A 14,269-nucleotide genomic window follows, 5' to 3' on the forward strand; every position below is an offset into this window, starting at 1 on the left:
TTATTTAGAAATAGTGTTAAGATATGGCAATATTTTGCTTTGATTGAATATAATTAGTGAGCATTATGTACAATTATTGTACATAATACTCAATTTTTCTAATTTTTCTAAAATGTAACAGTTTAAGATTTTTTGATTAGATTGAAAGTATCTTTTGCGATTACTAACTCTTCATTTGTAGGAATAACAAATATTTTAGTTTTTGAAGATTCTTTATTTATCTCTTTTATTTGTGTAAATCTACCTTTATTTTTTTCAGTATCAATTTCTATTCCCATAAAATCTAAGCCTTGACAAACTTTTTCTCTAATTAAATCAGAATTTTCTCCAATTCCAGCAGTAAAACATATAGCATCAACTCCATGCATTAGTCCAGCATACGAGCAAAGATATTTTTTTATTCTTCCACATAACATTTCAATTGCTATTTTAGATCTTTTGTCTCCATCATTAGAAGCTTTTATAACTTCTCTTAAATCAGAACTAACTCCTGAAACTCCTAAAATTCCAGATTTCTTATTTAAGTAATTTATTATTTGATGAGTATCTAAGCCTTTTTTTTCCATTAAATAAGGAATAACACCCGCATCAATATCTCCACTTCTTGTACCCATGATTAATCCTTCAAGAGGAGTTAATCCCATTGAAGTGTTTATTGATTTTCCATCTTTTACAGCACAAACAGAAGAACCATTTCCTAAATGGCAAACTATAATTTTTGAATCTTTTTTATTTAAAATCTTTATTGCTTCATTTGAAACATAATAATGACTTGTTCCATGAAATCCATATTTTCTTAAGTGATATTCTGTATAGTCACTATAAGGAACGGCATATAAAAAGTTTTCTTCTGGCATAGTTTGATGAAATGCTGTATCAAAAGTTGCAACATTTGGAACATTTGGCATCAATTGTTTACATATTTTGATACCTAAAATATTTGCTGGATTATGTAAAGGTGCAAGAGGGATTAATTCTTCAATTTTTTTTATAACCTCTTCATTAACTATAATTGACTGTTTAAAATACTCCCCTCCATGCACAACTCTATGTCCAATAGCTTCTATTTCTGTTATAGAATTTATTACTTTTGTTTCATCATTTGTTAAAATTCTTAATACTAATTCAATAGCTTCTTTATGAGTAGGAATAGGTAATTCAAAAGTTAATTTTTTATTTTCACCTATTTCATGTTTTAATATTCCATCGATACCAATTCTTTCTACTAGTCCACTAGCTTTTAATTCACCTGTTTTAGCATTTATTAGTTGATATTTTAAAGATGATGAACCAGCATTTAATACAAACACTAACATATAATTTCCTTTTTTTAAACTTAAATAAAATTTAATAAATATTTTTAATTTTTTAAAATAATAACTTATTAAAACTTAAAATTTTACTCAGCCCATTCAAAATCAGTAGTAAATACAATTGTAAGCCAAAGGTCAGGATCTTCTTTCCCTAGTTCTTTTTCTATTTCATCTCTTAATAAATCCCATTCTTCTAATTTTTTAGGAGGCCAACTTTTGGGAACAATAAAATATAGTTCTATTTGTCTACCTCTTCCTACTCTTGCTACATATGCTCTAAATGAATTAAATCCGTATTTATTTACTATATTTTGTGCAACTTTATCAACGTGAGATTTTAATTCAGAAGGAGTAACTAATAAAATATCAGCCAATGCTTTTTTTACTGTTTTTAAAGGCATAGGAATTACTAATATTGTAACTATAATTAAAATAGTTGGATCTATATAAGGTGTAATCCATTGAAGATTAGTATTCATAGCAAAATATCCAAATCCAAAAGCAATAAGATAACCAAATGACATGGAAGCTGAAATTAACCAACTAATTGAATCGAGGGTAAGAAATTCTGAATTTATAGTTTTATTTGCTTTTTTGATATAAAAACCTAGACTAAGTTCAATAACAATTGATATTAAGGTTATGATTATTGCGTAACCAAATAATATCTCTCTTCCACCTAATAAAAAACTATCAATAGCATTTATAAAAGCATAAGTAGCAGCACTAATTAATAAAATACCATTAACCCCTAAAACGATTGGTTCAAGATGCCAAAAGCCCATAGTAAAATGTTTTTCAAGCCTACTATTAACAAAATCTTTTGAAGTAGAGTTTATAATTAGTTTTGCAACAATTAAAGCTAGAGTTGTCATAACTGCATCAATTAATCCATAAATACTATCAAAAATAATAGTCGATGAACTAGCAAGTAATCCAAAAATTATTCCAATAATTGCTAGTACAATGGTGCTAAATATAGAAATTTTAAGTAAATTAGCTTCTGTTTTTAAATTCATATAAATTCTCTTAAATATAGTCATACAAACAAAAGATATTTTGTATTGTGAATTAATATTATATTTAAAAATGGTTACAATAAAGTAATCGTTTTTTATAAATTATTTTATTTTTACATTTGGTAAATTTTTTAATTTTATGAAAATCATTGAAGTCATTAATGCATCATTATAAGCATCATGTTTACCTAGACTTGGTATTTCTAAATCTTCCATTATTGTATTAAATCTTAAATCAATATAACTTTGAGGAATAACATCTATCTTATAATCATGATAAATTTCAGAGACTTCAAGAGTTTTATTTGGAAGTTTAATTCCTAATTTAGGTTTTAAATATTTATTTATCATCGCAATATCAAATTCTAAAAAATATCCTACTAAAGTTCTATTTCCAATATATTCTAAAAATTCTTCAATTACATCATCAATATCTTCAGCATCTGCTAAATCACACTCTCTTATATGATGAATTTTTATAGCATCAGCTTGTAATTTTGTTTTTGGTTTTACAAATTTTACAAATTTTTTACTAGAAACAATAGTATTGTTTTTTATTATAACAGCACCAATAGATACAATATCATCAATTTTAGAGTTTAGCCCAGTTGTTTCACAATCGAAACAAACATATTCATCTTCCATTGGTTTATCAAATAAAAATAAGTATTTTTCATCTTTTAAATTTTTTTTATTAAAATAGTTTTTTATAGTTCTAAACATAGTTTAACTTAAAATGGAATTCTAGTTTTTTCTTTAGTTTATTTATAATTTTAAAAGAGTCTTTTAATAAATCTTTTTCCATTGTATTTAAATTATTTGGATTTATATAATTATCAATTTCCTCTTTTTTATCTAATTTATCCAAATTCGATTTTAATCTTAGATTTGTTAAAAAATTAAATGCCATAGTTAATTCTTTTGCTAGCTCTTCTTCTAAAACACCTTTTTCTAATAATTTTCTTATTCTTTTTGCTGTGTTAGCATTAAATATCTTGTTTTCTAAACTTAGACTTCTAATCCCTTGTACAATTATAAAAATTCCACCTTTTTTTATGTCAATTTCATTTTTATGTTTATTATCTTTACTATTAAATACAAAACCATCAAAGAATCCTAATGGAACATCAAAACTTGTTATTACTTTTGCAAAATGTGCGTAAAAAGTTTGGCTATTTGAAGATACTTTAAATAAATATTCTTTTAAAGATGTGATTAAATTTTTATCTCCTGAAACACAAACTGCATCGTAAAAAATTGCAATATTCATAAAATTGTCACCTGATGGTTCATTTACCCATTTGAAAATCAAGTCTTTAAAATCAGATTTTTTTCTACACCAATAAGGATTAGAAACCATTATATTTCCTTGACATCTTGGAAAACCAAAATCAACTAATGTTTCAGTAAATATATGAGTAAATTCATTGAGTTTTTCATCACTAATAGTACAATCATCAGCTAAAATCAATGCATTATCTTGGTCCGTTTTAAGGATTTGTTCTCCTCTTCCTTCACTTCCCATAACAACTAAACATGATTTTTCATATAATTCTACTGGTGCTAAAATTTTATAAAGTTTATCTAAAAGCTTTTTATTTAATTGATTTATTAATTTTGAAATAAACTCTATTTTTACACCTTTTGCATTTAATGATTTAATGATTTTAATGAAAGACAAAGAAGCTTCTTTTAATTCTTCAACTGTTTCTGCTTTTACTATTTGATTTGATACTGCAAAAGTATTTGTAGCAAAAAAAGATGATAATGATATTTGATCTAAAATACCAATTATTTCTTCTTTTTCATTTTTTACAACAACTCTTTTTATACCATGTTTTGCCATTAGAAGTTGTGCATTAAATAAAAAATCGTCTTCATATACAAAAATTAATCCTTTTGATGCAATTTTGATAACTTTATCATCAAAATTCATACGATTTAAAATAACTTTTTGTCTAAAATCTGAATCGGTAACTATATACATTTCTTCATAAGTATCTTTTAATAAAACAGTTGGTACTTTCTCTTTTTTTATTATGTTTGCTGCTTCATAAATAGTTTTTTCTGTATCTATAATAACTGCTTTATGAATTTTTGCATCTTTAACTTTTGCAACCATGATATTTGCCATATCTTTATTTTTTTCATGAGAAATATTGTTGTTTAATTTTTCTGAAATAGATTGAAAAAAGTAATTTTCTAATTCTTGATTTTCATGTAAAACTTCAATAAATATTTTTCTAGGTAAAATATAACATATTGTCTCTTCTGTTGTTACAAATGAATTTTTTGAGTAATTTTCTATTAAAGATATTGAATCAAATATCTCATTTTTTGAGTAAATAGATAAAACTTCATCTTCTTGTTTTTCTTGAATTAATCCTTTTAAAATAAAAAACAGAAATTCAGGAGAAGAACCTTCCTCTTGAACAATTTCATTTGCTTTATAATAAGCAATATCTAAATTATCTACGAAATCATCAATTTGATCTGAAGTCAAATTTTGAAAAGGATGAATTGATGAAATAAATGCTTTTTGTTCTAATATACTCATAAGACCTCTTTAAGAATTGGTATAAAATGATAGCTAAAAATTAATAAGATTAGTATTTTAAAAAGTTATAAATTAAGTGATTGTAAAAGAATTTACCAAAGGAAAATCCTTTGATAAATTAAAGTTAGTGAGAAACTGCTCCAGCAGCACCAATACCAGTGTTCGCTCTAACATTTTGTCCTCTAAATAATTCTCTTTCATGTTTTGCTCTATCTGATGTGTCAATTTTAGAGAAAAACCAAATTGAAACAAAAGCAACAGTTACAGAGAATAGTGCAGGGTGTGCATAAGGGAAAATAGCTTTTTCATTTCCTAAAATCTGTACCCAAACATTAGGACCTAAAATAACTAATGCAACAGCAGTAATTAATCCCATAAATCCACCAATAAATGCACCTCTTGTTGTTAATCTTGACCAATAAATTGATAAGAATAAAATTGGGAAGTTAGCTGAAGCTGCAATACCAAATGCCAATCCAACCATATATGCAATGTTTTGAGATTCAAAAGCGATACCTAAAGTAACTCCAATAATACCAACTAAAACTACAGTGATTTTTGAAATTTTTACAACTTTTTCATCAGTTGCATTTGGATTAATTACATTTGCATAAATATCATGTGAAATAGCTGATGCCCCAGCAAGTGTTAATCCTGAAACAACCGCTAAAATAGTAGCAAATGCAACTGCAGAAATAAATCCTAAGAAAGCGTTTCCACCTAACATATGTGATAAGTGAACAGATGCCATATTTGAACCACCAAATAATTTACCATCTACAAAATATTGAGCACCTTCAGCACTATTTAAAAATGCAATAGCTCCAAACCCAACAATAGTGATAATTATCCAGAAATATGCTACAAATCCAGTTGCATAAACAACAGACTTTCTAGCTTCTTTTGCATTACCAACTGTAAAGAATCTCATTAATACGTGAGGTAAACCAGCTGTTCCAAGCATTAATGCCATACCTAATGAAATAGCAGAAATAGGGTCACTTATAAATCCACCTGGACTTAAAATAGCTTCACCTAATGAGTGATTTTCTACTGCTTTAACAGCTAAAGATTCAAATGAAAAATTAAAATGATATAAAACCATAACAGCCATAAATGAAACACCAGAAAGTAATAAAACAGCCTTGATGATTTGTACCCAAGTAGTTGCAAGCATCCCTCCAAATGTTACATAAATAATCATTAATGCTCCAACCATAAATACAGCGTATTCATATTCCATACCAAATAAAACTTGAATTAACTTTCCAGCTCCAACCATTTGTGCAATTAAATATAAAATTACAACAGATATAGAACCAAATGCAGCAAGAGTTCTAATCTCTTTTTGACCTAATCTATAAGCTGCAATATCAGCAAAAGTAAATTTACCTAAATTTCTTAATTTTTCAGCCATTAAGAATAATATAATTGGCCAACCAACTAAAAATCCAATAGCATAAATCATACCATCAAATCCATGTAAAAAAATCATTCCTGAAATACCAAGGAATGATGCAGCTGACATATAGTCTCCTGCAATTGCTAGACCATTTTGGAATCCTGAAATTCCTCCACCTGCTGTATAAAAATCTGAAGCTGATTTTGTTTTACTAGCAGCCCATTTTGTAATACCCATAGTTCCTACGATAAATATAAAGAACATGATAACAGCATTAATATTTAAAGCTTTTTCCCCATCAGCAGCAAATAATGCTAAAGATGATAAAGCTAATAAAGTAAATATTTTTAACATTATAATAAATCCTTTGCGTCATTTTTAATAGCTATTTCTAAGTCTTCAAACTCACCATTTGCTTTTACAACATAAATTATTGTTGTAATAAATGCAATTAAAATTATCGTAACAGCTATTGGCCATGCAACAGTCATAACACTTTCAGCTGATAATTTTGTAGCAAAAAACTCTCTATTGAAAGCAATAGTTAGAACGAAACCGTAATATATTACTAACATAAAAACTGCTAATTTAATAGCGAAAGAACTTCTTTTTGAAACAAGTTCAGCATATTTAGGATTAGCTTTAATCCTTTTTACTAATTCTTTGTCCATTTCATATCTCCTTGTAAAGATTTTTTTTTCGAAAGTGGAAATCATAAACTATTATGATAGCAATAACATAGCATCGAAAAAAAAGTTAAATTATTGTAATTAAAATATACTTAATTAGTAATATTAGTTTATTAACTCAAGGAATAAGTAAAAAATAAGTAGTAAAATGTAACGTTCTTACTTATTTTTAACTTGTGTAAAATGTTGTTTTTGCTGGGGTTAAATCTTTTAGTTTTAAAAACATCATAGAGGTCATTATAGCGTCATTTAAAGCATCATGTTTACCAAGAGCTGGAATATTTAAATTCTTTAAAATAGTGTCAAATTTTAAATCAATGAATTCAAAATCACTAGACTTTTTTCTTGTTTTATAATACATTGATGATACTTCAATTGTTTCATTTGGAAGTTTTACACCAATATATTTTTTTGTGTATTTTGAGATGATAGTTACATCAAATTTTATATAATAACCAACAATAGGTCTAGAACCAATAAAATCAAGTAATTTATAAATAGCATCCTCTGGATCATGACCATTCTCTAAATCAATTGGTCTTATATGGTGAATTTTTATAGATTCAGGATCTATCTTATTTGATGGTTTTAAAAAAATATTAAAAGTTTCACGCATTAATATTTTATTATCTTTAATTTTTACTACACCAATTGATAAAATTTCATCTTTTTTGGGATTAAGACCAGTTGTTTCACAATCTAAAGATACATATTCATTTGGTAATGGTTCTTCAAATAAGAAATCATATTTCTTATTTTTTAATCTTTTTCTATTCCAATTTTTTATAAATGATTCGAACATTATGAAATCTTATCTATTTTAAATGTATAATTTATGAACTTTTTAAATTCGATAACTATTTTAAAAGAATCTTTTAATAAGTCCCTTTCAATTTTTCCTAAACTATGAGTATCTATTTCATTGTTAATTTTTTTACCAGTTTGAATATCTTCTAATTGAGATTTTAATCTAAGTGTATTTACTACATCAAATGCTTCTAATAATTCTGCAGCTTTATTTTTTTCTATAATTTTCTTTTCTTCTAGGATTTTTATTCTTTTAACAGTTGTTGTTTCTCTAATTCTTTCTCTCAATGCTAAACTTCTAATCCCTTGAACTATTGGAAAAACAGCTGCTTTTTTTATATCGATAAAATGAGTTTTAGTCATAAAATTCCCAATAGTTGTAGGTGTGTCAAAAGCTAATGTTGCCCTTGCAAAATAGGCCATAAACACATCTTTATCATGAAGTTTGTTAAATAAATCATCTTTTAAATTTATTAATAATTCTTTATCTCCCGCAACTGCAAAAGAATCAAAAAATATCGCTAAATCCATATAATTTTGCATATCAGGAGCTTCAATCCATCTTGCAGTCTCTTTTTTATATTCATTAACAGTTTTACACCAAAATGGATTAGAAACCATTATATTTCCTTCACATCTTGGATAACCAAAATCTATTAAATAATCAGTTATCTTATTCATGTAAGGTCTATATTGTTCAACATCTATTCCATCTTTTACAACAAGTGCATTATCTTGGTCTGTTTTTATAATTTGTTCATTTCTTCCTTCACTTCCCATTACGATTAAACAAGCATCTTTTTGCAATTCTTTTGGTAGAACCAAATTATAAAGTTTTTGGTAAACTTTTGTGTTTAACTGTCCAATCAAATTTGAAATATGATTTACTTTTACACCTTTTGCATGAAGACTTTTTATAATATTTAGTAAATCATTACTTGCTCTTTTTAAATCTTCAATATTTTTTGCTTTTTTAATTTTAGAATCAACAACATAAGTATGATTTGCAAAATGAGAAAGAATATCTATTTGTTCTAAAATACCAATCATTTCACCATTACTATTTGTAACACCAACTCTTTTTATATTTTTTTTGATTAAAATAGTAAGAGCTTCAAATAAATAATCATCATTATTAACAGTAAGAAGTGGAAAAATAGCTATATCCTTAACCGGAATTGTCAAATCTCTTTGTTCAAGTAATACTTTAACTTTTAACAAAGAATCAGTAATAATCCCATATCCTCCTTTAGAGTTTTTTACAATTATTGTCGATGTTTTATATTCTGTTGATTTTTGAATAGCATCAAGTAATTTTGTATCTTCTTCTACAATACAAGCTTCGTGAATTAATGTGTCTTCAACTTTTGCAATCATAAATGAAGATAGTTGAGACGTATATTCTTTATCTTTTAGAGTTTGAATTTTGTTTACTAAGTCTTTTAAAAAATAATCTTTAAATTGTTGATTTTTTTCAATCAAATTTAAAAATGCAGATTTATCTATTTCATAACAGATTAAATCCTCATATACTTTAAATGTATTTGTACATTTTCCATAAATCAAAGAGTTAGAATCAAATGAATCTTCATGTTGATAATCCATTACTATTATATTTTCAGGAGAATACTCATGTACTGTCCCTTTAATGATTATGAAAAAATGATTAGGAATTTTTTCAGGTGTAATAAGTATTGAATCTTTAGGATAATAAGCTATATCCATATGTTGAATACACATAGACATTTGACCTGGACTTAATACTTGAAATGGATGTATATTTGAAAGAAAAGCTTCTTGGTCTTGTATACTCATTCGATTATTCCTTTTATATTAGTACTTTTTTATATTAAAACTTTTAACATAAAAAAATACTAAAAGTATACCATAAGGTATACTTTTAGTTTTGATGTTAGTGATCTAATGCCTCACCAGCACCAGAAGGAATTCTGATTTTTTCAACCAACTCTTGAATATGAGCAGGAGGTGGAGGAGTCATTCTTGATACAACTATCGCAACGATTAGATGTAATAATGTTCCTAAAGTTCCAATACCAGTTGGAGCTATTCCAAATAAGTAATCTTCTTTTGCTCCACCCATGAATACAAAGTACACAATATATCCAAAAGTGAATATTAAACCAGTTAAAATACCAGCAATAGCACCTTCTTTATTCATTCTCTTATCAAATACCCCAAGGATAATTGTAGGGAAGAATGCAGCAGCTGCTAAACCAAATGCGAACGCAACAACTTGTGCAACGAAACCAGGAGGGTTAATTCCTAAGTATCCAGCAATTAAGATTGCTACGATTGCTGAAATTCTTGCCCACATTAACTCTGTTTTTTCATTTAATGTAGATTTACCAGTTGTTTTATCTTTAAAGATAATTTGACCCATTAAATCGTGTGAAATAGCTGAAGCAATTACAAGTAATAATCCAGCTGCTGTTGATAATGCTGCTGCTAAACCTCCAGCTGCAATAAACGCAATAACCCAGTTTGGTAAGTTTGCAATTTCAGGATTTGCAAGAACCATAATATCAATGTCAACATACAACTCATTTGCAATACCATGATTTTTAGCTAATTCAGCTTCATCAGCAGGTCCTTTTGCGTTTGTTGTTAATTTATGTCCATCTTCTGCTCTTTTATCTCCATCAAATGCAGGTTTCCCACCTTTACCATCAAATGCAGGTCCAGAAGCGTATTGAATTTTACCATCGCCATTTCTATCATTCCATGCTAATAATCCACCATGTTCCCATGTAGCAAACCATTTACCATTGTTAGCAGTACCATCTTCAAATTTAGCTTCTCCATTAACAAATGCTTTATATTCAACATTTTGAACATTTTTAATTAAATTTACTCTTGAAAAAGAAGCAACAGAAGAAATAGTTGTATACATAATAGCAATAAATACTAATGCCCAACCAGCACTTACTCTAGCATCTTTAACTGTTGGAACAGTAAAGAATCTAACTATAACGTGTGGTAAACCAGCAGTTCCTAACATTAATGCTGTTGTTAACATGAACATATTCCATAAGTTACCAGGCTCTGTATATGCTTTAAACCCTAAATCTAATAAAGATTGGTCAAGTGCATGTAAAAGGTAAGTTCCTTCAGGAATAACTTGAACACCCGTATTAAATGCAAAAGTTGTAGTTGCAAAAATACCTAATTGTGGTAAGAATGTATCTGTTACTTGTAATGATAAGAAAATTGCAGGAATCATATATGCAAAAATCATAACAACATATTGAGCAACTTGAGTATAAGTAATACCTTTCATCCCTCCAAGAACTGAATAGAAGAATACAATTGCCATACCAATAATAACACCTGTATTTACATCAACTTGTAAGAATCTTGAGAATACAATCCCAACCCCTCTCATTTGTCCAGCAACATATGTAAATGATACGAAAATAACAGAGATAACAGCAACTAATCTAGCTGTATCAGAGTAATATCTATCACCCACGAAATCTGGAACTGTAAATTTACCAAATTTTCTTAAATATGGAGCTAGTAACATAGCAAGTAGAACATATCCACCTCTCCATCCCATTAAGTAAGCACCACCATCACTTCCTTGGAAAGCAATAATACCAGCTAATGAAATAAATGAAGCTGCTGACATCCAGTCTGCTGCTGTTGCCATACCATTTGCAACTGGATGAACTCCTCCACCTGCAACGTAAAAGTCTTTAGTTGAACCAGCTTTTGCCCATAAAGCAATACCGATATAAATTGCAAAAGAAACACCTACGAATAGGTAAATTAGTGTTTGTAATTCCATTATGCTACTCCCTATTCATGTACGCCATATTTCTCATCAATTCCTGTCATTACTTTTACATAAACAAAAATTAAGATAACAAATACATATATTGCACCTTGTTGTGCAAACCAGTAACCTAATTTAACACCACTAATTTCAATAGCGTTAAGCTCGTTGATAAATAAAATACCACAACCAAAAGAAACAATGAACCAAACTATAAGAAGTTTGATAATCATAGAAATATTTTCTTTCCAGTATGCTTGTGCTTTTTCTGGACTCATTCTGCTCTCCTTTTTGAATTTTATTAAACAATAGATATTGTTAAATAATTAACAATGAAATTATAATAATTGTAGATAGCAAAAAGGTAGCAATTAGAATTTTTTTGAAAATTTAAAGCAAATTAGTTTTTTATGAAGCTAGAATAACCAAAATATGGTTATTCTTAAACAGAATAATATCTATCAATTTTATATCCAAGACCTCGAATATTTTTTATAAAATCCTCTTTCAGAGCTTTTTTTAGTCTTGAAATTTCTGCTCTTATTGTTGGATTATCTATATTTTCACCTTCCCAAACATCAATTCTAAATCTTTCAAAGTCTACAATCATATTGATATTTAAAGCTAAAATGTGAATAATTTCAAGCTGTTTTTTTGTAAGATTTTGGGGCTCTCCATTAAAATATAGAGTTTGTTTATCTTTTGAATAAGAATAATTTTCAGAAAATCTAATGTGTGAAGTATTATTTTGTTCTTTTTTTAATATTTGATTGATTTTTATTCCTAATTCACCTAGATGAAAAGGTTTTTTTATGTATTCTCTACATCCTAAATTATATGCTTTTGTTATATCTTCTATATCTATTAAAGCTGAAATAAAAATAGTTGGTATGTATATTTTTCTACTATTTAACTCAGATAAAATTTCAAAACCATCTTTTGTAGGTACATTTATATCTAATATAAGTAAGTCTAATGTAGTATCTATATTATCCAAAACTTCTTGTCCATCAGAATAGCTTTCAACCATATGTCCAATATTTCTTAAATATTCACTAATTGCATTATTTAGCATCAATTCATCTTCAAGTAATAGTATTTTCATTTATTTTAAACCTATAAGTAAATTTTGTCTCTTTTTCGTTTGATTGAAGGTTGATTATAACTAAATTTTTATCACATATATCTTTGACTATTTTTAAGCCCAATCCAAAACCTCCTCTTGCATTATTTTCTCTATAAAAATCATCAAAAATTTTATTTGTATTATCTATTTTTTTAGAGTTTGTAGCAATTGAAAATTCAATTTCATCATCATTTAGATAGTAGAGCTCAATTATGATTTTTGAATCGGAATAAGAGTATTTTATTGCATTAGAAAGATTATTATCAATGATTCTTTGTAATTCTGTGATATTGAATTTTATGTATAAATCATCTTCAATCATTGAATTAAATGATAATGAATTTGATTTAGCTATTTCATCAAAAAAATCAAGTCTATTCTTTAATATTTTGGTAAAGTCTAAATACTCTTTTTCATAGATAACTCTATCTCTTTTTACAAGATAAGATAAATCATCATAAATATTTTGAATGATTTTTGAACCAGATTCAATATTTGTTATATATTTATTATTGGGTATTTTCATTTTTAATAAGTCAATATTAGTTTGAATTATAGATAAAGGGGTATTGATTTCATGCACTGAGTTTTTTATAAATTTTTTTTGAGATTCAATTAAATTTGTTAGTTCTTTGGTTTTTTCATTTACTTTATATTCTAGATTTTTATTTAAGTCTTCGAGCATGTGAGTTTTTAATTTTATATTATTCATTGCATCTGTTGCATAATTTGCTATAACTTTGAATTCCCCAAATATAATCCTATTTTGATTTATAGGATCATCATTTTTTTGAGATTCTTTAAAATATTTTCCTATCTCTTTTACATCATTTACAATTAATATAGTTGCATTTTTATATATAAATATTGAGTATAGAACTAACATTATTGTCAATGAAGTTATTTGTAAAGTATAATTAGAAATTTTTTCGTTGTATTCTTCCTCTTTTATTTGTACTAATTTATCTATTTCATCTAAATAGACTCCCCTTCCTATCGTCCAATTCCATCTATCATAAGATTTTGCATAAGATATTTTATTTGTTTCTTTATCTATCTCTGGATTTAACCATACATAATCAACATATCCTCCAAATTCTTTTTTTGAAGTTTCTATTAATTCTTTAATTACTTTTTTACCATTAGAATCTACAACTTCTATAAAATTCTCTTGATGATTATCTTTTAAAGTTGTACTTTTTACAACTTTTCCATCAAAATTATATATAAAGATGTATTCATTAGGATTTTTTGTAATTTTTAATAATTCTATTGCATTAAGTATCTCTTTTTTGATATCCTCAATAGGTTTTATATTTTTATTTTGATTATAGTAATAGTCTATAAAATTAATTACATAATTTACATGCTCTTTTATTAAAGTTTTTTGACTATTTGTGTAATCAGTTTTGAGAGTTTTGATTTTTTCCTGTAGTTCTTCATGTGCATTATTAATTATAATAAATGTAAAAAATGAGATTAGCATAATAATAAACAGTATGCTATAAACTATTAGATGATATAGACTTTTTGCTTTTAACATTAACAACCTTTTTTTAA

At 26.6% G+C, this 14,269-nt stretch carries 12 protein-coding genes; all 12 read right to left on the minus strand.

Annotation, left to right across the window (positions count from 1 at the left end):
• Positions 1 to 122 precede the first annotated feature (122 nt).
• Complete coding sequence (locus AAQM_RS02710) at positions 123 to 1,316, minus strand: acetate/propionate family kinase (RefSeq protein ID WP_129094206.1); 1,194 nt, start codon at positions 1,314 to 1,316, stop codon at positions 123 to 125.
• A gap of 83 nt (positions 1,317 to 1,399) precedes the next feature.
• Positions 1,400 to 2,332 carry a cation diffusion facilitator family transporter gene (locus tag AAQM_RS02715; RefSeq protein ID WP_228254486.1) on the minus strand — a complete coding sequence of 311 codons (933 nt, stop codon included), beginning with the start codon at positions 2,330 to 2,332 and terminating at the stop codon, positions 1,400 to 1,402.
• A 102-nt stretch (positions 2,333 to 2,434) separates the two neighbouring features.
• Positions 2,435 to 3,055 carry a 3'-5' exonuclease gene (locus AAQM_RS02720; RefSeq protein WP_129094207.1) on the minus strand — a complete coding sequence of 207 codons (621 nt, stop codon included), beginning with the start codon at positions 3,053 to 3,055 and terminating at the stop codon, positions 2,435 to 2,437.
• Positions 3,048 to 4,889, minus strand: a complete 1,842-nt coding sequence (locus AAQM_RS02725) for a putative nucleotidyltransferase substrate binding domain-containing protein (RefSeq protein WP_129094208.1) — start codon at positions 4,887 to 4,889, stop codon at positions 3,048 to 3,050. The genes AAQM_RS02720 and AAQM_RS02725 overlap by 8 nt, the downstream gene beginning before the upstream one ends.
• A gap of 124 nt (positions 4,890 to 5,013) precedes the next feature.
• On the minus strand, positions 5,014 to 6,645 hold the full coding sequence (locus AAQM_RS02730; RefSeq protein ID WP_129094209.1) for a cation acetate symporter: 1,632 nt from the start codon (positions 6,643 to 6,645) through the stop codon (positions 5,014 to 5,016).
• Entirely contained in the window at positions 6,645 to 6,962 is a 318-nt protein-coding gene (locus AAQM_RS02735; RefSeq protein WP_129094210.1) for a DUF485 domain-containing protein, read from the minus strand. Before AAQM_RS02735 ends, AAQM_RS02730 begins: the two co-directional genes overlap by 1 nt.
• Positions 6,963 to 7,149: 187 nt before the next feature.
• Positions 7,150 to 7,782, minus strand: a complete 633-nt coding sequence (locus AAQM_RS02740; RefSeq protein WP_129094211.1) for a 3'-5' exonuclease — start codon at positions 7,780 to 7,782, stop codon at positions 7,150 to 7,152.
• Positions 7,782 to 9,602 carry a DUF294 nucleotidyltransferase-like domain-containing protein gene (locus AAQM_RS02745; protein ID WP_129094212.1) on the minus strand — a complete coding sequence of 607 codons (1,821 nt, stop codon included), beginning with the start codon at positions 9,600 to 9,602 and terminating at the stop codon, positions 7,782 to 7,784. The genes AAQM_RS02740 and AAQM_RS02745 overlap by 1 nt, the downstream gene beginning before the upstream one ends.
• Before the next feature lie 97 nt (positions 9,603 to 9,699).
• Complete coding sequence (locus tag AAQM_RS02750; protein WP_171920642.1) at positions 9,700 to 11,595, minus strand: sodium:solute symporter family protein; 1,896 nt, start codon at positions 11,593 to 11,595, stop codon at positions 9,700 to 9,702.
• Between the two features lie 11 nt (positions 11,596 to 11,606).
• Positions 11,607 to 11,861 (minus strand): DUF4212 domain-containing protein, encoded by a 255-nt coding sequence (locus AAQM_RS02755; protein ID WP_128985468.1) that lies wholly within the window; start codon positions 11,859 to 11,861, stop codon positions 11,607 to 11,609.
• Positions 11,862 to 12,025: 164 nt separating this feature from the next.
• Positions 12,026 to 12,688 carry a response regulator transcription factor gene (locus tag AAQM_RS02760; protein ID WP_129094214.1) on the minus strand — a complete coding sequence of 221 codons (663 nt, stop codon included), beginning with the start codon at positions 12,686 to 12,688 and terminating at the stop codon, positions 12,026 to 12,028.
• Positions 12,669 to 14,252 (minus strand): sensor histidine kinase, encoded by a 1,584-nt coding sequence (locus AAQM_RS02765; protein WP_129094215.1) that lies wholly within the window; start codon positions 14,250 to 14,252, stop codon positions 12,669 to 12,671. Before AAQM_RS02765 ends, AAQM_RS02760 begins: the two co-directional genes overlap by 20 nt.
• Between the last annotated feature and the right edge of the window lie 17 nt (positions 14,253 to 14,269).

Source organism: Arcobacter aquimarinus, assembly GCF_013177635.1.
Taxonomy (GTDB): Bacteria; Campylobacterota; Campylobacteria; order Campylobacterales; family Arcobacteraceae; genus Aliarcobacter; species Aliarcobacter aquimarinus.